We start from the raw sequence: 18727 nt of genomic DNA, 5'->3' as shown, positions 1-18727 counted from the left end.
GGCAAAGGCGGGGAAGGATCACGCGATGACGACCAGCGTGCGGATCACGGCGGATGTCGAGGTGCTCGACAACAGCACCTTGGTGGCCCTCGCCGGGCCAGGGAACGAGAATCTCAAGCTCATCGCGCGCACTCTTGGCATCGAGTCGGGCGTCCGCGGCAACACGATCCGGCTCGCCGGGGACGCGGACAAGGTCGCGCTCGCCGAGCGGTGCCTGGCCGAGGCCGCGCAGATGTTGAGGAGCGGCGTGGTCCTCGACCCGCAGGACTACGTCCGCGGGGTGCAGGCGCTCCGGGACGACCCGGGGATGACCCTGCGCGATCTGTTCGAGGACGTCGTCCTCATCTCGGCGCGCCGCCGGCCGATCTCGGCGAAGGGGCTGGCGCAGAAGCGCTATATCCAGGCGATCCGATCGCACGACATGACGTTCGGCATCGGGCCGGCGGGGACGGGCAAGACGTACCTCGCGATGGCCATGGCGGTCCACGCGCTGCTCGAGCGCCGCGTCAAGCGGATCATCCTGACCCGTCCGGCCGTCGAGGCGGGAGAGCGGCTCGGCTTCCTGCCCGGCGATCTCGCCGAGAAGGTGAATCCTTACCTGCGCCCGCTCTACGACGCGCTCCATGACATGATGGACGCGGACAAGGCGCAAGGCCTCGTGACGCGCGGTCAGATCGAGGTCGCCCCGCTCGCCTTCATGCGCGGCCGCACGCTCAACGATTGCTTCGTCATCCTCGACGAGGCGCAGAACGCGACGAGCGACCAGATGCGCATGTTCCTCACGCGCCTCGGCTACGCCTCGCGCGCCGTGGTGACCGGCGACGTCACGCAGGTCGATCTCCCGCACGGCGCGCGCAGCGGCCTCGCCGAGGCGCGCGAGCTGCTCGCGGGGATCGAGGGGATCGCGATCTGCTCGTTCACCGAGGTCGACGTCGTGCGCCACCCGCTCGTGCAGCGGATCATCGTGGCGTACGAGCAGCGGGACGCCGAGGTGGCCCGCCTGCGCGAGGAGCGACGGAGCGAGGCGGGTCGCGGCCGCGGCGGCGCCGGCGGCGAGGCCGGGGCTGCACCGCAGGGCCGAGCGGCGGGCGAGTCGGGCGGAGCCGGCGGAGCGAGCTGACGCGCGACGCCGCTGGACGAGACGCCGGCGCCGGCGTTCTCATCCAGCGGAGCTGATCATTTCTTCTTCAGCTCCACGGGGGATTCCCGCACGAGCATGGCGTCGGGCCCGGTCACCCGGAGCCGGCCGTCGATGACGTTCTCCTTCAGCTCGCCGACGAGGATGCCGGTCATCGCGTTCGGCGCGCGCGGATCTTCGGGGAAGACCGAGGCGCGGACCATGCCGTCCTCGACCTTTCCGACGATCGTCGCGTCGCCGAGCGCGCCCTTCGCGGTGCCCTTCAGCTCACCGCTCGGCTCGACGGTCAGCGTCACCGTTCCTGGGCCGGTGGCCAGCTTGCCGTCGTCCTTCTGGCGCACGGCGTCCTTGACCTTGGGGGGCAGCACGACGCTGCCTTTCTTGGCGTCGTAGCGCCCTTCCCACGTCCCCTGCCATGCGGGCGCGCCCTTGGGATCGCCCGCGTCTCCCTCCGCGCCTGCGCTCGGCAGCTCCGCGGCGGCCGAGCTGGCCGCGGGCGGCGCGGCCGCCGCGCTCGGCTGGGGCGGCGGGGGCGCTGGTCGCTCCGGTTCGCCCGGGCGCGGCGGGCTCTCCTCGCAGGCCGCGAGGAGCGCGATGGCGAAGGACAGGAGGAGCGCGGGGGCACCGCCGCGCGTCCGGCGGGCTCGTGTTCCGGTGGCGTTCACGCGGACGCTTTTATTACGTGCCGGGCCGGCCGTCCCGTCGATTTGACGGGACGGCATCGTCGAGGCGCGGCGCCTCCGGATCAGGGGGCCGTGCGGAACGCCAGGGTCCAGTGCCGGTCGCTCGTCATCTGCGCGCATGCGGGGGGAATCCCGAGCGAGCGCAGGATTGCCCGGACCTCCACGAGCGAGAGCGCGGCGCGCAGCGATGCGTCGAAGAGGGCCCGCTGGTATGCCGTATCGTTTGCTGCATACGCACCGACGAGGGCCGCCACCGACGCCTCGTCGTCCGGACGGACCAGATCTCGCACGAACAGGACCCCGCCGGGTCGGAGGACGCGGAGCATCGCGCGCATGACCCGCGTCGGCTCCGGGATGTGATGGACGATGCTGTTCGAAAAAACGGCTGAAAAGGTCGCGTCCGGTTCGGGCAGCGCCGTGGCGTCCTCGAGGGCGAGCGCGATCGCGCCGGTGAGCCCGGCCTGCTCGACGTGGCGGCGCCCGAGATCGAGCATCGAGGCGGAGAGATCGATCGCCTTGATCCGCGCTGTCGGCACGCGCCTGCAAAGCTCGATGGGCAACAGGCACGTCCCTGTGCCGACGTCGAGGGCGTATGCGAGATCGGGGACGTGGGAGAGGAGAGCGTCGCAGAACGCCGTGTTCACGGCGGCGTGGTCCATGCTGTCGTAGGCCCGCGCGTCCTCGTCGGTATCCATCACCTCGGGTTCGAGCACGCGTACCAGCGCCATGCGCGCATCGTTCTCCGCGGCGGACGCGCATGTCAACGGATTGTCGGCGGCTGGGCAATCTCGTCCGACCGCCGGGCCGGCGTCGACCGGGGCCGGCGTGGATTCTGGGTCGGCGTGGATTCTGGGTCGGCGTGGATATGGACAGGAAGGCGTTTGAAGAAGTCGAGGCGGAGCGGGCCGGCTCCCCGCCGTCCCTCCTACTCCTCCAATTGGGGCGGGCGCCAATGTCGTAGAGGACGTGCACCCCGGGGTGCGACCCGCGCGCCGCGCTCGAAAGCACCGGGCCGAAGGCTGAGCTCTCTCGAGAGAGCTCGAGCGGCGAGGCCGAGCAGGGCGATGAGCTCTCCTCGGCGCTCTCCTATGTAACGAAAGGTCTGCCGACCGGCCGCGCGTACACGCGCCGGCCGGCCGGGCGCGACGGGATCCATGTGGCCACCTCGCGCCGCCCGCGGGCCGAAGCTTCGCGGGTTGATGCCGAGATCGGTGCTGCGCGAGAGAGCGTGCCTCGGATCGGGGCGACGCCGACGTGGAGTCGTCAATCCGAAGAGCTCGGCGGGTTGGCTGTCGATCAGGACGCGGTCGAGCACGGGGGCAGCGCTATCCCGCGGAGATGAGCGGATGTCGTGCGAAGAGCTCGACCAGCGGCTCGCGGCGCGCTGTTGGCGACTTGCTCCGGCGCAGCGGGGCTCGAAGCAGGCGCGCGAGCATAGACGCCGGGGTCGCGCCGCGGGCGGACAGGAAAAGTGGTCTCGGCGAGAGCACGTGGCCCCGTGGACCGTGAGGCGAGGCGCTCACGGGTCGACCCTGGTTCCTCCCCCTCCGGCGCTCATAGCGAAGCCCCCCCGCCGCGCCCTCCCGCGGGCGGCATCGTATCACGCCCCTGCATAGGTCAGTCGTGCGCCCGGGGCGTGCAATGTAGCCACGCGCTGGCCGCCTGTGTGTGGCCGCCAGGCGCTCGCACCCGGCTCCGGGCGCCTCAATGATTGGGGTGGGCAGGCCCAGGCCGGGGTCGATGCGCCTCGCGGTTGTGCGCGTGCCCGCATTGCCGCCCGTGACGGGCCTGATCGAGGGAGCGGGGTTGCTTGGTTCTCATACAGTGCTTACCCGACCTGCCGCGAGCACCCGAGACACGCAATGCCGCGGTGCATCGTGAGCGGGGCTGAGGGGATTGGCGCGGCCCGGGCCGTCCTGCGCGGGGGAGGGGTCTCGGCTATCAATCGACGCGCGTGGGGCGCTTCGTCGCTCGGCTCGTGTCGAGCAAAGCAGCCCAGCCGTTCGTGGCCGTCCAATGAGCTCTCCGATTGAGCCCGCCCGCAGCGCCTATTGAAAGAAAAGACGGCCGGCTATCCTCAATTCGCTTGACCAGGCAAGTGGCAACGGCATAGTCGTACCCAACCGCCGAGCTGGATTCGGCGACGAGGGAGAGCACATGGCGACCGATGCCTTTTCACAGCAGATTGTAAACCTCGTGCGGAAAATGCCGGACGAGGCGATCCTCGCGCTCGTCAAGAATCAGCTGGGCGCCGTGACGGGGGGAGCGCCGTTGGTTCCGGTTGCGGCTCCGGCGCCGCGCCGCAGCCGTTCGCGTGCCCGCCCTGGAGCGGTCCAGTCCAAACCGTCTTCCGTCGCGGCCAAGCGTGGCGCCGCGCCGAAGCGCCGGCCTGGCCGCCCGCGCAAGTCGCCGGCCGCCTCGGCGGAGCGTCAGGAGACGCTTGACGCGGTCGAGCGCGTCGTCAAGGCGAGCTCGGGCGTCAGCGCGAGCGAGGTGGCGAAGCAGGCGGGTATCCCGCAGACGCGCGCCGCCGCAGCGCTGAAGGAGCTCAAGCTGGAGAAGCGGATTTTCCAGGGGGGCGATCGTCGCTTCGCCCGCTATGCAGGCGACGCGAAGACCGCCGAGCAGGCGAGCGCGAACGCGCGCAAGACCGCGGCGGGACCTGCGCCTGTGAAGAAGCCGAGCGTCAAGGGACGCAAGCGCGTCGCTCAGGCGGCCGCTCCAGCGAAGTAGGTCTGGAGACCGCTGCGCACGCAGCGGTCAGATCGGATGGAGGCTTTGCTGACGCGCCGCGTTCAGAATGGCTATCCCGTTCGAGACGGAGCTCAGGGCGGGCTCCAGGTGAGCCCGCTGTCCTCGGAGGCCGTGACGTACCATCCGCGACGCGATGTCCCGGTGACGTCTGCCTGGAGGAGCATCAAGAGTCGATTTCCGAAGGAGAGGAGCGCTCCGAGCTCGATACGGCCGCGCTCGCCCGTGTCTTCGCCGATTACCCTGGGGACGTCGTAGATATTACCTCCTTCCGGCGATTGCGCGATATGGAGCCCCCATCGCGCTGCGGCGCGGGACGTCAGCACCGCCACGACTCCCTCGCGTGTGGGCGCCAGAGCGACAGACCGTTCGTGCGGCTCCATCCAGGGGCGAAATGGCGGCTTCTCGGCGAGGACGCAGGTCCCTTCGAGGGTGCACGTCGCGAGCGTGTGCGCTCCGGTTGTGGGTGCGATGACCTCGACCATGATCCGATCGGCTGCACAGCCGACCGCGGCTCCGGGTGCGGCTTTCGCCGGGAGCTTCAGCACGGCTGTCTGCGTCGCCGAGATGGCGACCACGGCGGTCTTGTCGGGCGGCTGAGGCACGAGCTGGATCGACCACCCGGCGAAGTCGCACGCGGGTATCGCGGAGAGCGCGGCCGTAGCCGCTGGGCTCATCGCGAGTCCCTCGATGATCCGGGGCGCGTCGAGCGGCCTCCCCGGTTCGGGGACGGGTCGCGCGAGGAGGCTGCGCCCGCGCACCGACAGGATCGCCGGCGGGCGGCCATACGGCACGGGCAGCGCTTGTTCCTGCGCGGGGAGCTGGACCGGCGGCACCGGCGCGGCGCCGGGCGGCCCCGCATAGACGAGGGTCGCGCGCCGGGGCTTCGGCTCGACGAGCAGCACGGCGCTCTCGGCCGACAGCACCGCAGGCACGGAGCTCGCCAGCGGCCGCGCTCCGCGGCCCATCTCGGGCAGCGCGACCGGCGCGGGCGCCGAGAGCTCGTTCGCCTCGAACGGCGCGAAGAAGAGGCTTGGCGGGTCCACCGCGGGCGGCGTCCCTGCAGCGCCGCGCGCGCCCTTCGGGGGAGCCTGGCCGCGCGGGCCGGCGGTGAGCACGGTGGCGCCGTCGGCGCCGACCGACCAGGTGGACCACCCCTCGCGGAGGCGCCGCAGAGAGCGCCAGGTCCTGCCTGCGTTCTCGGTCACGAGCGCGATCGCCTCGTTCTCGACTTCTCCTGTCACCACCGCACGCTTGTCGTCCAGCACGAACACCCGTCGCCATCGGGTCGAGGACGGCGCGAGCGCCGAGTCGATGCCACGTGCCTGGCCAATGGCGGTGGTGAGCTCATCCGCGGACGCCGCGCCCGGGGGCGGCTGGACGTTGATGGGCTCTGCTTTTTCTTTTTTCCTGCACCCGATCGCCAGAAGGGCGGCAAGGGCGGTCGCGGCAGCGCGGCGCCGCGCCGCCGCGCTCACTCCGGAGTCGAGCATCGGCACTCTCTTCGCTTGTGTCGCCTTGGATTCCTGCGCTGCATCGCCGGGCTGCCGTTGACTCGCGCGCTCGCTCGCGCCGCGCGCGAGCGGCCCAGCCGGAGCGCGGGCCACCGCTCCGGGGCGGGACGCGCGCGGGGCGTACGCCTGGATTCTCCGCCGCGTCGCCCCGAGCACCGCGTCCGCCTCGCGGCCGCTCTACCGTCGGCCGCACGCCGTGCGGCCAGCACTAATCAGCCGGCTCCGGATCCATGCAGCAGCGGAAGCCGGTCGAGTAGTCGTGGTAGCCGAAGGAGTGCGCGGTTGTCGAGTACTTGCACCCCTCGCCGTTGCGCGTCGTGTCCATGAAATAGCCGCCACGGAAGGTGCCGCGCGGATCATCGACCCACTCGTGGAGGTTGCCGACCATGTCGAACACGCCGTAGCCGTTGGTGCACCCCGCGCGCTGGCCCGTCGGGAGCAGCGCGTGGGACAGCTGGTTGATGAGCGGGTTGTTCATCGCCGTCGTCCAGAGCTCCTCGGACTTGATATCGAGCAGCGCCGCGATCTCGGCGACCGGGTGCACCGGTCGCTCGTCGTCGTTGCACACCCCCAGCTGGCGGCTCGTGCCGTAGGGAAAGATCGTGTCCTCGGGGCCTCGGCAGGCGCTCACCCACTCGTTCGATGTGCACAGGCGCTTGCTCGACGCCGCGCACGCCCGCTTCGCCTGCATCCCGCTGATGTAGCCCTGCGGGATGACGCCCGGCCAGGACACGGCGCGGACGCGGCGCTCGCTGCCATCGATCGGATCGAAGGGCGACCAGGGGCGCTCGCCGCTGGGCGTCAGCTCGACCAGAGAGCCCTCCCAGCGGTCGACGCACACGCGATCTTCGACGAGGGCCATCTCGGCCGGACAGCGCGCGCTGTCGGTCGACGAGGACACCTGGGCGGCGCCGGTCTCGGGCTCCATCACGGACGCGATCGCGGCGCTGTCCTTGACGGTCGCGAGCGTGCTCCCCTTCGCCTTGACGGGCCGCTCCGTGAGGACGGCGGCGGTGCCTTCGAGCGGCGCTCGCGCCACCACGCGCGGCGTGATCTGCTCCGCTGTCGTCGAGCCCGGCGCGCAGCCAGCCGAGGTGACCACCAGAAGAAGCAGGGCGCCGCCGCGGTATGGACGCGCCCCCGACGAACGCGGAAGGGAAGTTGCCACACGCGGGCGGGAGAGATCCTTGGCCACGGCGGAGCCGAGGATCCCTTCCCGTCATCTTTTTTGCAACCGAATACCGCCCTCAGGGGTCCCCCGAAGGCGCGTACAGGAGAGGGGGCGTACGCCGGGGCACTAAGGTGGGCGCGAGCTGGGGAGAGGCCCAGAGTTCAGCTGGTGCACGTTGGATGTCGCAGGAAAAGAACCGCGAGAGCAAAGCGGGCCGGGGCCATGTCCTGGCCTCGCCTCCGCGGCGGTGACCCGTTCACTCCACGCTGATGACCTCGACGAGGCACCCGTCGTACGCTTGCTGGCAGGTGACGTCGAGGTTGTCGTTCATGCACTCGACGAGCTCCGTAAAGCCGGCCTCGCTGATGGGGTTCAGCTGGGCGGCGCACGTCGCCGCGTCGAACGGGTCGGTGCCGCAGGAGCTGGCGATAACGTCGCAGTCGCCGACGGACTGGCCGGTGCAGGCATTATCGTACATGCGCTTGACGCACGCGTTGACCGGCGGGTCGTCGCACGCGCGCTCCACGCCGATGTCGCTCAGGCAGTCCAGGAGGTCCTCGACGTGGCTCTCGGCGTAGATGGCGAAGGCGCGCTTGCAGACCGCGTAGCCGAAGGGGACCTGGTCGCGGGTGTCGCCGCACTGGCTCGTCGCCCCCTGGGCGGGCGCGATGTTCAGGTCATCGCAGTCGGCGACAGTGACTGCAGCGTCCTCGGCCTCGACGCATGCGCCGGTGCCGCCCTGGCCGCCTTCTCCTCCGTCGCCGCCGTCACCGCCCTGGCCGCCTTCTCCTCCGTCGCCGCCGTCGCCGCCCTGGCCGCCTTCTCCTCCGTCGCCTCCGCCAGTGGAGGAGCTGGTGCTGACGCCGGAGCCGGTCGCCTGGTCCGCGTCGTTGTCGGTGTCCTCCGTGGTCACGACGCAGCCGCCGTAGAGGGCGGGCAAGATCAAGGTAAGCGCGAGGAAAGAATGGCGATGACGAGCAAGCATGGTCACGTTGCCTCCTAAAATGTCAGGGAAGAGCCCCCCGGCCTGGTACGTTCGACGGAGCCTGGTGCTCTCCCACTCCCCTCGCAATCCTGTTCTTCGCCCTGGTCGAGCCGCAGGACGTCGAAACATCGCGGACCCGCCCGGTCCTCGCCGGCTCATGCCGCGGGGGACGGCTTGTTTCATCGATGTTTCTTCCATGTCAAGAACAAGTTTCGAGACCGTGAGCGACCGCGCCCGCTCCAGGCGGCCGGCCGGACACGAGGGCGACGACTGGGCAACGGACGACGCGCGACGCGCGGCGGCGCCCCCGGACGTCCGTTCAGGAAGATCTGAAAAATTGCTCAGGTCGATCGAGCGCGAGAAACAAACTGAAAGGATGCGGAAGGATCGCGCTTGCGTGCGGAGCCTCCCGCTGGTAATCACCGCGCTCCGTTTTCCCGGGCGATCGGGTGTCCTCCCGGTCTCCCAGTAGAAGAGCCGTAACGGCGCTTCGATCTCAGCTCCGCCCCTTCGGCCGCCGCGGGAACCCCCCCGGTGACGCGAAGGGGGATCACGTCGATGGACGTCGGGTTGGGACCGGAGGCGTACGACGGTGCAACCGGTTCGAAGAGAACCGAAACCCGGTACGGAGTAACTCCGCCCGCCGGTGTCGCGAGGTATCTCGAATGGTAAGCAAAGCCAGTGCGATGTTTTCGCGGATTGCCCCGCGCAAGGCACGCATGATCGCCGATCTCGTCCGGGGTCGCGACGCGGACGAGGCGATCCAGCTGCTCTCGTTCACGCAGAAGAGCGGCGCCCCCGTCCTGCGGAAGATCATCGAGAGCGCGGTCGCGAACGCCCAGCAGGCGGGCGCCGACATCGATGCGCTCTTCATCAGCAAGGCCACCGTCGACAAGGGGCCCAACAAGTTTAACCGCCGCTGGCGGCCGCGCGCGATGGGCCGTGCGACCCGAATCACCAAGGGCGTGTCGCACATCGTCATCGAAGTCGACGAGAGAAAGTAAGTAGAGGACCTGCCGATATGGGACAAAAGACCCATCCGTATGGCTTCCGCGTCGGTGTCATCAAGACGTGGAGCAGCAAGTGGTACGAGGACGGCGCCGCGTATCAGAAGTGGCTCCACCAGGACATCCGCATCAAGCGCGCGATCAAGCAGTACCTCTACAACGCGAACATCGCCGGCGTGGAGATCGAGCGCGCCGCGAACCGCGCGAAGGTGATCGTCTTCACCGCCCGCCCCGGCATGGTGATCGGCAAGGGCGGCAAGGGGATCGAGACGCTGAAGAGCGGCAACGTCGGCACCGCCTCGAAGGGCGAGACCCTCTTCCCCGGCGTGTCCTCGTTCACGGACAACGAGGTGTTCATCGACGTGCAGGAGGTCCGGAAGGCCGAGACCAACGCGCAGCTCGTCGCCGAGAACATCGCGACGCAGCTCGAGCGCCGGATCGCGTTCCGCCGGGCGATGAAGAAGGCGGTGGCCACCGCGATGAAGTTCGGCGCGAAGGGCATCCGCGTGCGCTGCGCCGGCAGGCTCGGCGGCAGCGAGATGAGCCGCGTCGAGACCTACCGCGAGGGGCGGGTGCCGCTGCACACGCTCCGCGCCGACATCGAGTTCGGCCTGGCCGAGGCGAAGACGAAGGTCGGCATCATCGGCGTGAAGGTCTGGATGTTCAAGGGCGAGGTCCTGCAGCGTAAGGCGCGCCGGATCCAGTAGAGGGATTGCAGAATGCTGTCTCCGAAGCGAACCAAGTTCCGCAAGATGCAGAAGGGGAACAACCGCGGCCTCGCCATGACGGGCAGCGATGTCTCCTTCGGCGACTTCGCGCTCCAGTGCATCGAGCCTGCCCGCGTCACCTCGCGGCAGATCGAGGCGGCTCGTATGGCGATCCAGCGGCACGTGAAGCGCGCGGGCAAGCTCTGGATCCGCATCTTCCCGGACCGTCCGGTGACGAAGAAGCCGCTCGAGGTCCGCATGGGCGGGGGCAAGGGCGCGCCCGAGGAGTGGTGCGCCGTCGTGAAGCCGGGCCGCGTGATGTACGAGATCAGCGGCGTGACCGAGGAGATTGCGAAGGAGGCGTTCCGCCTCGCGTCGCACAAGCTCCCGATGCAATGCAAGTTCCTCGTCCGTGGGCTGACGTGAGGTAGGCGATGAAGGCGAAGGATTTGCGTGAACGCACCACCGAGCACCTGCGCGAGCTCGAGAAGTCGCTGGCGGCGGGCCTGTTCGAGGCGCGGTTCAAGAATTTTACGAATCGGCTGAACGACACGGCGACGATCCGCAAGGCGAAGCGGGATCTCGCGCGGGTGAAGACGATCCTCACGCAGCGCACGCGCGCCGAGGAGAAGGCGTAGCCATGGCGAAGAAGAAGGCAGAGAACCAGCAGCCGGTCGCTGCGGCGCCCGAGCTGGCAGCCGCGGCGCCTGCGCAGGCCGAGACCGAGGCGAAGGCGCACGGCTTCCGGCGCAAGCTGGTCGGCAAGGTCACCAGCGACAAGATGAACAAGACGGTCACCGTCGAGGTCATCCGGAACGCGCTCGACCCTGTGTACAAGAAGTACGTCCGTCAGCGGGAGCGCTACAAGGCGCACGACGAGACGAACCAGTACAAGGTGGGCGATCGTGTCGAGATCATGGAGCACAGGCCGATCTCCCGCGACAAGCGGTGGCTCGTGACCAAGCTCGTTGCACGGCCGGTGGAGGAGTAACGCCATGATCCAGGTGTCGACGCATCTCGAGGTCGCGGACAACTCCGGCGCCCGAATCGTGAAGTGCATCAAGGTGCTCGGCGGCTCGCGCCGCAAGTACGCCGCCCTCGGCGACGTCATCGTCGTCTCGATCAAGGAGGCGTTGCCGGGGACCAAGGTGAAGAAGGGGGACACGGCGCGCGCCGTCGTCGTCCGCACCGCCCGGGAGTACCTCCGCTCGGACGGCAGCTACATCAAGTTTGATGGGAACAGCGCGGTCCTCATCAACAAGGAGAAGGAGCCGATCGGCACCCGCATCTTCGGGCCGGTCGCTCGCGAGCTTCGCGCGAAGAAGTTCATGAAGATCATCTCGCTCGCGCCGGAGGTCCTCTGATGAAGCGCCTCAGGGTCGGTGACCTCGTGCAGGTCATCAGCGGCAAGGAGCAGGGGAAGCAGGGCCGCATCACCAGGATCCTCGCCGACGAGGAGCGCGTGGTGGTGGAGGGCCTGAACACGGTGACCCGCCATCAGCGGCCCACGCCGCGCAACCAGGAGGGCGGGAAGATCGTCAAGGAGGCGCCGATTCACGCCTCGAATGTCATGCCGGTCGATCCGGCGACGGGCAAGCCGACGCGTGTGAAGGTCCGCGTCGGTGAGGACGGCAAGAAGACGCGCGTCGGCAAGAGCGGCAGCGCGATCGGTGTGGGCTAGCCATGGCGGACAAGAAGGACAAGGACAAGGCGGCCAAGGACGGCGGCAAGGGCAAGGACAAGCCCAAGCAGTCGCAGCAGGCCAAGCCGCAGGCGCCCGCCAAGAGCAAGGAAGCCAGGGGCGCCAAGAGCAAGGGCGCGGAGGCCGAGCCCTCCGCGCCGGCCGAGGTGCGCCCGCGCGACCCGAACTACACCCCGCGGCTGCGCGCGCACTACCAGAAGAGCGCGACGGCCGCGCTCACGAAGCGGTTCGGCTACAAGAACCCGATGATGGTGCCCCGCCTGCAGAAGGTGGTGATCAACATGGGGCTCGGCGCCGCGGTGCAGAACCCGAAGATCATCGACTCGGCTGTCGAGGACATGCGGGCGATCTCCGGCCAGAAGCCGGTGGTGACCCGTGCCCGTAAGTCGATCGCGACCTTCAAGCTGCGCGAGAACCTGCCCATCGGGGTGATGGTGACCCTGCGCGCCGAGCGGATGTGGGAGTTCGTGGATCGCCTGATCGCGTTCTCCCTGCCGCGCGTCCGCGACTTCAAGGGCGTCAGCCCGAAGGGGTTCGACGGCAAGGGCAACTTCACGATGGGCCTGCGCGAGCAGATCATCTTCCCCGAGATCGACTACGACAAGATCGATGTCGTGAAGGGGCTCAACATCTCGTTCGTGACCACGGCGAAGACGGACGAAGAAGGACGCGCGCTCCTCACCGAGCTTGGCATCCCGTTCCGGCATTGAGGGATTTTCGATGGCCCGTGCAAAAGAGTTTGCGAAGCTGAACCGTCCGCCGAAGTTTTCTACGCGGCAAAAGAACCGTTGCAAGGTGTGCGGGCGCTCGCGCGCTTACTACCGCGACTTCGAGCTCTGCCGTGTCTGCCTTCGGCTGTTCGCGCTCCGTGGTGAGCTCCCTGGTGTGATCAAGGCCAGCTGGTGATTCTATGATGACCGATCCCATCGCCGACATGCTGACCCGCATTCGCAACGCGGCGCTCGCGCGGCACGACCGGACCGAGGTCCCCGCGAGCCGCATCAAGGCTGCGGTTGCGGAGATCCTCAAGTCCGAGGGCTTCATCGCCGACGTGCGCGAGACCGAGGGCGAGGGTCCCAAGAAGCTGACGATCGTGCTCAAGTACGGGCGCGACCGCCAGAGCGCGATCGACGGCGTGCGCCGCGTCTCCCGCCCCGGGCGCCGCGTGTACGTGCGCCACGACAGGATCCCGCGCGTGTTCAGCGGGCTCGGGATCTCGATCCTGAGCACGTCCCGCGGGCTCATGAGCGACAGGGATGCGCGCCGCCTGAAGATGGGCGGCGAGCTGCTCTGCGAGGTGTGGTGATGGAAGCTCAGGCGAACGCAGCCCAGCCCGCGAAGGGCAACGCGAACGGTGACAGCCGCCTCGCGACGAAGACGTCGCGCGTCGGCAAGCGTCCGATCGATCTGCCGAAGGGGGTCACCGCGACCGTCAGCGGCCGGAAGATCGACGTCAAGGGCCCGAAGGGGCAGCTCTCCCGCGCGTTCACCGACAAGGTGGACGTCAAGCTCGACGGGGGCAAGCTGCTCGTGAGCTCAGCGGCGCCTGGACGCGACGGATCGCGCCTCCAGGGGCTCGCGCGAGCGCTCCTGGCCGCGATGGTGAAGGGCGTCGCCGAGGGGTACGAGCGGACGCTCGAGCTCAAGGGGACCGGCTATCGCGTCGAGCTCAAGGGCACGACGCTGAACTTCGCCCTCGGCTTCTCGCATCCGGTGACCTTCGCGGTGCCGACGGGTCTCACCGCGGCGATCCCGGCGGACTCGAAGGGCACGGTCCTCGTCCTGGCGGGTGCGGACAAGGAGCTCATCGGGCAGACGGCCGCTACGATCCGCGGCTTCAGGCCGCCGGAGCCGTACGGCGGCAAGGGCGTGCGTTACCGCGGCGAGCGCGTGCGGGAGAAGGCTGGCAAGGCCGGCAAGGGCGGCAAGAAGTAAAGGCGAGCAGCGGCGGGTACGCCGCTGCACCGAGGGACGAGACGGTCATGGGCATGAAAATCGTCGGTCGGGAGCGCCGGAAGCTCCGTATCCGCAAGAAGGTCGAGGGGACGCCGGAGCGCCCGCGCCTCAGCGTCTTCCGCAGCTCGAAGCACATCTACGCGCAGGTCATCGACGACGTGAGCGGCAAGACCCTCGCCCACGCTTCGACGCTGTCGAAGGACCTGAAGGGCTCCCTCGACGAGGACAACAAGGTCGAGGCGGCGAAGAAGGTCGGGGCGCTGCTCGCGAAGATCTGCAAAGAGAAGCAGATCGGCAAGGTGGTCTTCGACCGCAACGGCTATCTGTATCACGGGCGCGTGAGCGCCCTCGCCCAGGCGGCCCGCGAGGCAGGTCTCGATTTCTGACTCCCACAGCCGCTGCCCTGATGGTGAAGGGTGGCGGGCGCGGTCAACTGCCGCGGCGGAGAACGTGATAGAGGACGGGTTATGGCGTTCGATCATGTCGACGAAGAGAAGCTGAAAGAGCGAGTCATCCACATCAACCGCGTCGCCAAGGTCGTCAAGGGCGGCCGGCGTTTCAGCTTCTCGGCGCTGGTCGTGGTGGGCGACGAGGCGGGGCACGTGGGCGTCGGCCTGGGCAAGGCCAACGAGGTGCCGGAGGCCATCCGCAAGGGGAACGATCAGGCTCGCAAGAACCTGTTCCGCATCCCGCTGGACGGTGTGACGATCCCGCACGACTCGTTCGGTCACGTCGGGGCGGGCAAGGTCCTGCTGAAGCCGGCGAGCCCTGGGACGGGCGTCATCGCCGGCGGCGCGGTTCGCGCCGTCGTCGAGTCGGCGGGGATCCACGACGTGCTGTCGAAGTCGCTCGGCACGAGCAACCCGCACAACGTCGTGCACGCGACCGTCGCGGCGCTCCGCGGGCTGAAGAGCCCGGAGAGCGTCGCCGGGAAGCGGTCGATGCAGCTCGACTCGCTCGACTACCAGCGCCGCGGCGGCACGAACACCGCGGGCCGCCGGCGCGCGAGCGTGGCGCCCCCCGGGGGGCCGGGCGGCGCGGCGCAGCCGCAGCCGCAGGCGCAGGGCGGTGGTGGCGAAGGAGGCTCGCAGTGAAGCTCCGCGTACGCCAGAAGGCCAGCAACATCGGCTTGGTCGAGCACACCCGCAAGGTCATCAAGGGCCTCGGTCTGCGTGGGCCGGGGTCCGAGGTGGTCGTCGCGAACACGCCCTCGTTCCGTGGCATGGTGAAGAAGATCCTCCACCTCGTCGAGGTGGAGGAGGTCGCCGACGAGGCAGCCTCCCCGAAGTCCTGAGAAGCGAGATCGTCATTCCAGCGGAGTTGCCGCGTACGGAAGTGTGAAACATGGACATCCTTTCTAAGCTCCAAGCCCCTGAGGGCGCCGTAACCAAGAGGCTCCGCGTTGGCCGCGGCGTGGGGTCGGGCGTCGGCAAGACGTCTGGCCGCGGACAAAAAGGGCAGAAGGCTCGGGCGGGCGGCAACATCAACAAGAAGCACTTCCAGGGTGGACAGACGCCGATCCAGCGTCGCCTCCCGAAGCGTGGCTTCCGGAATCCGCTCGCGGACATTGTGGTCAACGTCAACGTCGGCGCCCTCGAGGCGTTCGACGACGGCGTTCAGGTCGATCTGATCGCGCTCCATGCGAACCGCCTCGTGCAGGGTCGGTTCGACGTCCTGAAGATCCTCGGCAACGGTGAGCTCACGAAGAAGCTCACGGTGATCGCGCATCGCTTCTCCAAGGGAGCGATCGAGAAGATCGAGAAGGCGGGGGGCAAGGCGGTCGTGCTCGCGTCGCCCGCGTCCCAGGACAACGCGACGGACTCCTCGTCCTCGTAGCCAGCGCGCAGGCGCACCCTTCAAGCCGGAGTCCAGGATCGCCTATGGCCAGCCTCGCGGGAATCACCAACTTCCACAAGATCCCCGAGCTCCGGCGACGCGTGATCTTCACGCTGGTGATGCTCGCGGTCTACCGGGTCGGCGTCTTCGTGACGACCCCGGGTGTGGACCGGAACGCGATGCGACAGTACGTCGCGAAGCAGTCCGGCGGGCTCGTCGGCTTCCTGAACATGTTCTCCGGCGGAGCCCTGGAGAACCTGTCGATCTTCGCGCTTGGGATCATGCCGTACATCTCGGCATCGATCATCATGCAGCTCATGGGCATGGTGTACAAGCCCATCGACGAGCTGAGGAAAGAGGGCGAGCAGGGGCGTCGCCGGCTCGATCAGTACACGCGTTACGGCACCGTCGCCCTCTCGCTGTTCCAGTCCTTCTCGATCGCGAAGATGCTGGAGGGCCTGTCGAGCAGCGAGACGGGCGCCGGCATCGTGAACCACCCTGGCATCGGCTTCCAGCTGATGACGGTCATCACGCTGACGACCGGGACCGCGTTCCTGATGTGGATCGGCGAGCAGATCACCGAGCGCGGCGTCTCGAACGGCGTCTCGCTCCTGATCTTCGCGAGCATCATCACCAGCATCCCCGGGGAGATCGGCAACTACTTCGCGCAGAACGCCGGCGATCTCCAGCCGCTGTCGATGGCCGCGATCGCCACGTTCATCGTGCTCGTCATCGGGGTCATCGCGTTCTTCGAGAACGGCAGGCGTCAGATCCCGATCGTGTACTCGCGGCGCCAGGTCGGCCGCCGCGTCTATGGCGGGCAGACGGCCCACCTGCCGCTCAAGGTGAACACTGCGGGGACCATCCCCCCCATCTTCGCGTCGTCGCTGCTGATGTTCCCGCAGACGCTCGCGAACATGAACGTGCCCGGAGCCGAGCAGATCCAGGCGATCATCAACCGGGGGGACTGGGTCTTCAATACCGGTTACGCGCTGCTCATCATCTTCTTCTGCTTCTTCTACACGAACGTGACGTTCCAGCCGGTGGACGTCGCCGAGAACCTGAAGAAGCAGCAGGCAAACATCCCCGGGATCCGGCCAGGCAAGCAGACGGCGGACTACATCCACCGGGTGATCCAGCGGATCACCGTGGGCGGCGCGCTCTACGTCGCCGCGGTGTGCGTGGTTCCCTCGATCGTCGGCAACCTGCTGCGTATCCCCTTTGGCTTCGGCGGCACGTCGCTCATGATCGTCGTGGGCGTCGCGCTCGACACGGTGAACCAGCTGGAGGCGCACCTGATCACGCGGAGCTATGAGGGGCTGACGGGCCCCGGTGCCACCCGTATCCGGGGCCGCAGGCTCCCGGAAGCGTGATGGAGGGCAAATGATCTTGGTTCTGGTGGGGCCTCCTGGAGCTGGGAAGGGTACGCAGGCGAAGCTGCTGTGCGCACGCTTCGGTATCCCGCAGATCTCGACCGGCGACATGCTGCGTGAGGCGAAGCGGGCAGGTACGCTGGAGAAGCGTCACCTGGACATCATGGACTCTGGCGGGCTCCTGCCGGATGAGGCCGTCATCGGCCTCATCGCTCGGCGGACGGCCGAGCCCGACTGCGTCGACGGTTTCCTTCTGGACGGATTTCCCAGGACTGTGCCTCAGGCGAACGCGCTCGACGAGCTCCTCGCCAGTCAGGGCGGCAGGCGGATCGACGCGGTGCTCCAGCTGGACGTTCCGCGCCCTCTGCTGGAGGAACGGCTGATCCATCGCCGGACTGACAAACGCAGTGGACAGATATATCATCTCGTTTATAATCCGCCGCCCCCCGGTGCGGAGCTAGAGCATCGGGCCGATGATCGGCCCGAGGCTGTTACCAAGCGTCTCGATGCCTACGAGGCGATGACGGCTGCCCTGCTTCCGTTCTACGAGCAGAAGCAGCTGCTGCATCGCGTCGACGGGGTCGGGAAGCCAGACGAAGTTACGCACAGGGTACTGTCGGCCATCGGCCGATCGGGCTCGGGTGGAGAATGAGGCGTAATAGACAGACCAGACCGCCGAAAGAACCGAAGGGCGACAAGCTCGAGTTCGACGGCGTGGTTCAAGAGGCCCTGCCGAACGCCATGTTTCGCGTGAAGGCGGACAACGGCCTGGGCGTCCTCGCGACCATCAGCGGCCGGATGCGGCAGTACTACATCAAGATTCTGCCGGGCGACCGCGTGACCGTCGAGGTCTCGCCGTACGACCCGAGCCGAGGCCGGATCACGTACCGGCATAAATAACGTATTCTGAGGAATCTGGAGGCTCCCCGTGAAGGTGCGCCCGAGCGTCAAGAAGATCTGCGACAAGTGCAAGGTGGTGCGGCGGCGTGGTGTCGTTCGGATCATCTGCGAGAACCCCCGCCACAAGCAGCGCCAGGGGAACTAGCTCTTTCGGCGGAAGCCCGCCCCCGTTTCGGTTTGGAGTAACCATGGCTCGTATCGCTGGTGTCGATCTCCCGCGTCGGAAGCATGTCGCCTACGCCCTGCCGTACCTCTACGGCATCGGGCGGACCCTCTCGTTGCGAATCTGCGAGAGGACCAACATCCCGCAGGACAAGCGGGTCGAGGAGCTCAGCGACGCTGAGGTGAAGGCGATCCGCGACCTCTTGGACGCCGAGTACAAGGTCGAGGGCGACCTGCGGCGCGAGGTGCAGCTCAACATCAAGCGGCTCATGGACCTCGGCTGCTACCGCGGGCTTCGCCACCGGCGCGGCCTCCCGGCGAACGGGCAGAGGACGCACACGAACGCGCGCACCCGGAAGGGTCCGCGCAAGGGCATGTTGCAGCGGCGTCCGGCCGCGGCCAAGTGACGAGCGGGGATTAGGACGCCATGGCGCAAGCGAAGACGGCTGCCACCAACACCAAGACCAAGCAGAAGAAGAAGGTCAGGAAGAATGTGTCCGCGGGCATCGCGCACATTCAGTCGACCTTCAACAACACGGTCGTGACGATCACGGACATCAACGGCAACGCGATCGCGTGGTCGTCCGCTGGCGCTCGCGGCTTCAAGGGATCGCGCAAGTCGACGCCGTTCGCCGCGCAGCTGGCGGCGGAAGAGGCCGCGCGGCGGGCGCAGGAGCACGGGATGCGCTCGGTCGCCGTGTTCGTGAAGGGCCCGGGGGCCGGGCGCGAGAGCGCGCTCCGCGCGCTCCAGACCGCGGGTTTCAAGGTGACGCTGATCCGCGACGTCACGCCGATCCCCCACAACGGTTGCCGGCCGCCGAAGCGGCGCAGGGTTTGAGGTA

The 18727-nt window shown here is 68.3% G+C and carries 27 protein-coding genes and 1 pseudogene; 23 read left to right on the top strand and 5 right to left on the bottom strand.

Going from position 1 to position 18727, the window contains the following annotated elements:
* Window positions 1–25 precede the first annotated feature (25 nt).
* The gene (locus WMF28_RS39285; RefSeq protein WP_437598769.1) at window positions 26–1120 is read left to right on the top strand and encodes a PhoH family protein; all 1095 of its coding nucleotides are present in this window, start codon (window positions 26–28) and stop codon (window positions 1118–1120) included.
* Window positions 1121–1176: 56 nt separating this feature from the next.
* Here the strand turns inward: WMF28_RS39285 and WMF28_RS39280 are convergent, their stop codons facing one another.
* Together WMF28_RS39280 and WMF28_RS39275 are read right to left on the bottom strand one after the other, a co-directional pair.
* On the bottom strand, window positions 1177–1803 hold the full coding sequence (locus tag WMF28_RS39280; protein WP_437598767.1) for a hypothetical protein: 627 nt from the start codon (window positions 1801–1803) through the stop codon (window positions 1177–1179).
* A gap of 80 nt (window positions 1804–1883) precedes the next feature.
* Window positions 1884–2549 carry a class I SAM-dependent methyltransferase gene (locus WMF28_RS39275; RefSeq protein WP_437598766.1) on the bottom strand — a complete coding sequence of 222 codons (666 nt, stop codon included), beginning with the start codon at window positions 2547–2549 and terminating at the stop codon, window positions 1884–1886.
* Window positions 2550–3978: 1429 nt separating this feature from the next.
* On the opposite strand from WMF28_RS39275, the gene WMF28_RS39270 reads away from it, so the two are divergent.
* Window positions 3979–4554, top strand: coding sequence for a hypothetical protein (locus WMF28_RS39270; protein WP_437598765.1), 576 nt, complete (start codon window positions 3979–3981; stop codon window positions 4552–4554).
* 92 nt (window positions 4555–4646) lie between these two features.
* On the opposite strand, the gene WMF28_RS39265 is transcribed toward WMF28_RS39270, so the two are convergent.
* The 3 genes from WMF28_RS39265 to WMF28_RS39255 all read right to left on the bottom strand — a co-directional run bounded on the left by WMF28_RS39265 (window position 4647) and on the right by WMF28_RS39255 (window position 8242).
* A complete protein-coding gene (locus WMF28_RS39265) occupies window positions 4647–6065 on the bottom strand; it encodes a hypothetical protein (RefSeq protein WP_437598764.1) in 1419 nt (472 codons plus the stop codon).
* Window positions 6066–6294: 229 nt separating this feature from the next.
* Window positions 6295–7188 carry an SUMF1/EgtB/PvdO family nonheme iron enzyme gene (locus tag WMF28_RS39260; protein WP_437598763.1) on the bottom strand — a complete coding sequence of 298 codons (894 nt, stop codon included), beginning with the start codon at window positions 7186–7188 and terminating at the stop codon, window positions 6295–6297.
* A 325-nt stretch (window positions 7189–7513) separates the two neighbouring features.
* Window positions 7514–8242 carry a hypothetical protein gene (locus WMF28_RS39255; RefSeq protein ID WP_437598762.1) on the bottom strand — a complete coding sequence of 243 codons (729 nt, stop codon included), beginning with the start codon at window positions 8240–8242 and terminating at the stop codon, window positions 7514–7516.
* 665 nt (window positions 8243–8907) lie between these two features.
* On the opposite strand from WMF28_RS39255, the gene rplV reads away from it, so the two are divergent.
* The 21 genes and pseudogenes from rplV (at window position 8908) to rpsK (ending at window position 18723) form a co-directional block, all read left to right on the top strand.
* A complete protein-coding gene (gene rplV / locus WMF28_RS39250; RefSeq protein ID WP_012240567.1) occupies window positions 8908–9246 on the top strand; it encodes a 50S ribosomal protein L22 in 339 nt (112 codons plus the stop codon).
* 17 nt (window positions 9247–9263) lie between these two features.
* Window positions 9264–9956 (top strand): 30S ribosomal protein S3, encoded by a 693-nt coding sequence (gene rpsC / locus WMF28_RS39245; RefSeq protein WP_061609597.1) that lies wholly within the window; start codon window positions 9264–9266, stop codon window positions 9954–9956.
* A 12-nt stretch (window positions 9957–9968) separates the two neighbouring features.
* Window positions 9969–10382 (top strand): 50S ribosomal protein L16, encoded by a 414-nt coding sequence (gene rplP, locus WMF28_RS39240; protein WP_437598761.1) that lies wholly within the window; start codon window positions 9969–9971, stop codon window positions 10380–10382.
* Between the two features lie 8 nt (window positions 10383–10390).
* Window positions 10391–10594: a 50S ribosomal protein L29 gene (gene rpmC, locus WMF28_RS39235; protein WP_437482390.1), complete on the top strand. Its 204-nt coding sequence runs from the start codon at window positions 10391–10393 to the stop codon at window positions 10592–10594.
* Between the two features lie 2 nt (window positions 10595–10596).
* The gene (rpsQ, locus tag WMF28_RS39230; RefSeq protein ID WP_420895011.1) at window positions 10597–10947 is read left to right on the top strand and encodes a 30S ribosomal protein S17; all 351 of its coding nucleotides are present in this window, start codon (window positions 10597–10599) and stop codon (window positions 10945–10947) included.
* A 4-nt stretch (window positions 10948–10951) separates the two neighbouring features.
* Window positions 10952–11320 carry a 50S ribosomal protein L14 gene (rplN, locus tag WMF28_RS39225; RefSeq protein WP_020740977.1) on the top strand — a complete coding sequence of 123 codons (369 nt, stop codon included), beginning with the start codon at window positions 10952–10954 and terminating at the stop codon, window positions 11318–11320.
* Complete coding sequence (rplX, locus tag WMF28_RS39220) at window positions 11320–11637, top strand: 50S ribosomal protein L24 (protein ID WP_437598759.1); 318 nt, start codon at window positions 11320–11322, stop codon at window positions 11635–11637. Before rplN ends, rplX begins: the two co-directional genes overlap by 1 nt.
* Window positions 11638–11639: 2 nt before the next feature.
* Window positions 11640–12368, top strand: coding sequence for a 50S ribosomal protein L5 (gene rplE, locus WMF28_RS39215; protein ID WP_437598757.1), 729 nt, complete (start codon window positions 11640–11642; stop codon window positions 12366–12368).
* A gap of 10 nt (window positions 12369–12378) precedes the next feature.
* Window positions 12379–12564: a type Z 30S ribosomal protein S14 gene (locus WMF28_RS39210; RefSeq protein ID WP_081426659.1), complete on the top strand. Its 186-nt coding sequence runs from the start codon at window positions 12379–12381 to the stop codon at window positions 12562–12564.
* A gap of 4 nt (window positions 12565–12568) precedes the next feature.
* Complete coding sequence (rpsH, locus tag WMF28_RS39205; protein WP_437482376.1) at window positions 12569–12964, top strand: 30S ribosomal protein S8; 396 nt, start codon at window positions 12569–12571, stop codon at window positions 12962–12964.
* The gene (gene rplF / locus WMF28_RS39200; protein ID WP_437598756.1) at window positions 12964–13593 is read left to right on the top strand and encodes a 50S ribosomal protein L6; all 630 of its coding nucleotides are present in this window, start codon (window positions 12964–12966) and stop codon (window positions 13591–13593) included. The genes rpsH and rplF overlap by 1 nt, the downstream gene beginning before the upstream one ends.
* A 47-nt stretch (window positions 13594–13640) precedes the next feature.
* The gene (rplR, locus tag WMF28_RS39195; protein WP_437598754.1) at window positions 13641–14000 is read left to right on the top strand and encodes a 50S ribosomal protein L18; all 360 of its coding nucleotides are present in this window, start codon (window positions 13641–13643) and stop codon (window positions 13998–14000) included.
* 81 nt (window positions 14001–14081) lie between these two features.
* Window positions 14082–14561: pseudogene (gene rpsE, locus WMF28_RS39190) on the top strand (30S ribosomal protein S5); the annotation flags it as partial.
* A gap of 143 nt (window positions 14562–14704) precedes the next feature.
* A complete protein-coding gene (gene rpmD / locus WMF28_RS39185; protein WP_437598753.1) occupies window positions 14705–14908 on the top strand; it encodes a 50S ribosomal protein L30 in 204 nt (67 codons plus the stop codon).
* A gap of 50 nt (window positions 14909–14958) precedes the next feature.
* Window positions 14959–15450: a 50S ribosomal protein L15 gene (gene rplO, locus WMF28_RS39180; protein WP_437598752.1), complete on the top strand. Its 492-nt coding sequence runs from the start codon at window positions 14959–14961 to the stop codon at window positions 15448–15450.
* 44 nt (window positions 15451–15494) lie between these two features.
* A complete protein-coding gene (gene secY / locus WMF28_RS39175; RefSeq protein WP_437598751.1) occupies window positions 15495–16823 on the top strand; it encodes a preprotein translocase subunit SecY in 1329 nt (442 codons plus the stop codon).
* A gap of 10 nt (window positions 16824–16833) precedes the next feature.
* Complete coding sequence (locus WMF28_RS39170) at window positions 16834–17475, top strand: adenylate kinase (RefSeq protein ID WP_437598749.1); 642 nt, start codon at window positions 16834–16836, stop codon at window positions 17473–17475.
* Window positions 17472–17723: a translation initiation factor IF-1 gene (infA, locus tag WMF28_RS39165; RefSeq protein ID WP_437482361.1), complete on the top strand. Its 252-nt coding sequence runs from the start codon at window positions 17472–17474 to the stop codon at window positions 17721–17723. Before WMF28_RS39170 ends, infA begins: the two co-directional genes overlap by 4 nt.
* 28 nt (window positions 17724–17751) lie before the next feature.
* Complete coding sequence (gene rpmJ / locus WMF28_RS39160) at window positions 17752–17868, top strand: 50S ribosomal protein L36 (RefSeq protein WP_012240549.1); 117 nt, start codon at window positions 17752–17754, stop codon at window positions 17866–17868.
* A gap of 43 nt (window positions 17869–17911) precedes the next feature.
* Entirely contained in the window at window positions 17912–18292 is a 381-nt protein-coding gene (gene rpsM / locus WMF28_RS39155) for a 30S ribosomal protein S13 (RefSeq protein ID WP_437576296.1), read from the top strand.
* Between the two features lie 20 nt (window positions 18293–18312).
* Window positions 18313–18723, top strand: a complete 411-nt coding sequence (gene rpsK / locus WMF28_RS39150; RefSeq protein ID WP_437482355.1) for a 30S ribosomal protein S11 — start codon at window positions 18313–18315, stop codon at window positions 18721–18723.
* Window positions 18724–18727 lie beyond the last annotated feature (4 nt).

It is taken from the genome of Sorangium sp. So ce590 (assembly GCF_051521365.1).
Lineage (GTDB): Bacteria > Myxococcota_A > Polyangia > Polyangiales > Polyangiaceae > Sorangium.
The sequence above is the reverse complement of the archived record's forward strand: the minus strand, read 5'-3'. Positions and strand labels throughout refer to the sequence as shown.

Bases quoted from the DNA above. Each gene is read 5' to 3' on its own strand.
- WMF28_RS39210 (WP_081426659.1), top strand. From the start codon at position 12,379: ATGGCCCGTGCAAAAGAGTTTGCGAAGCTGAACCGTCCGCCGAAGTTT.
- WMF28_RS39255 (WP_437598762.1), bottom strand. From the start codon at position 8,242: ATGCTTGCTCGTCATCGCCATTCTTTCCTCGCGCTTACCTTGATCTTG.
- rplO (WP_437598752.1), top strand. From the start codon at position 14,959: ATGGACATCCTTTCTAAGCTCCAAGCCCCTGAGGGCGCCGTAACCAAG.
- WMF28_RS39285 (WP_437598769.1), top strand. From the start codon at position 26: ATGACGACCAGCGTGCGGATCACGGCGGATGTCGAGGTGCTCGACAAC.
- rplV (WP_012240567.1), top strand. From the start codon at position 8,908: ATGGTAAGCAAAGCCAGTGCGATGTTTTCGCGGATTGCCCCGCGCAAG.
- rplE (WP_437598757.1), top strand. From the start codon at position 11,640: ATGGCGGACAAGAAGGACAAGGACAAGGCGGCCAAGGACGGCGGCAAG.
- WMF28_RS39265 (WP_437598764.1), bottom strand. From the start codon at position 6,065: ATGCTCGACTCCGGAGTGAGCGCGGCGGCGCGGCGCCGCGCTGCCGCG.
- WMF28_RS39275 (WP_437598766.1), bottom strand. From the start codon at position 2,549: ATGGCGCTGGTACGCGTGCTCGAACCCGAGGTGATGGATACCGACGAG.
- WMF28_RS39170 (WP_437598749.1), top strand. From the start codon at position 16,834: ATGATCTTGGTTCTGGTGGGGCCTCCTGGAGCTGGGAAGGGTACGCAG.
- WMF28_RS39270 (WP_437598765.1), top strand. From the start codon at position 3,979: ATGGCGACCGATGCCTTTTCACAGCAGATTGTAAACCTCGTGCGGAAA.
- rpsH (WP_437482376.1), top strand. From the start codon at position 12,569: ATGATGACCGATCCCATCGCCGACATGCTGACCCGCATTCGCAACGCG.
- infA (WP_437482361.1), top strand. From the start codon at position 17,472: ATGAGGCGTAATAGACAGACCAGACCGCCGAAAGAACCGAAGGGCGAC.
- rplX (WP_437598759.1), top strand. From the start codon at position 11,320: ATGAAGCGCCTCAGGGTCGGTGACCTCGTGCAGGTCATCAGCGGCAAG.
- rpsK (WP_437482355.1), top strand. From the start codon at position 18,313: ATGGCGCAAGCGAAGACGGCTGCCACCAACACCAAGACCAAGCAGAAG.
- rpmC (WP_437482390.1), top strand. From the start codon at position 10,391: ATGAAGGCGAAGGATTTGCGTGAACGCACCACCGAGCACCTGCGCGAG.
- secY (WP_437598751.1), top strand. From the start codon at position 15,495: ATGGCCAGCCTCGCGGGAATCACCAACTTCCACAAGATCCCCGAGCTC.
- rplN (WP_020740977.1), top strand. From the start codon at position 10,952: ATGATCCAGGTGTCGACGCATCTCGAGGTCGCGGACAACTCCGGCGCC.
- rpsQ (WP_420895011.1), top strand. From the start codon at position 10,597: ATGGCGAAGAAGAAGGCAGAGAACCAGCAGCCGGTCGCTGCGGCGCCC.
- rplP (WP_437598761.1), top strand. From the start codon at position 9,969: ATGCTGTCTCCGAAGCGAACCAAGTTCCGCAAGATGCAGAAGGGGAAC.
- rpsC (WP_061609597.1), top strand. From the start codon at position 9,264: ATGGGACAAAAGACCCATCCGTATGGCTTCCGCGTCGGTGTCATCAAG.
- rplF (WP_437598756.1), top strand. From the start codon at position 12,964: ATGGAAGCTCAGGCGAACGCAGCCCAGCCCGCGAAGGGCAACGCGAAC.
- rplR (WP_437598754.1), top strand. From the start codon at position 13,641: ATGGGCATGAAAATCGTCGGTCGGGAGCGCCGGAAGCTCCGTATCCGC.
- rpsM (WP_437576296.1), top strand. From the start codon at position 17,912: ATGGCTCGTATCGCTGGTGTCGATCTCCCGCGTCGGAAGCATGTCGCC.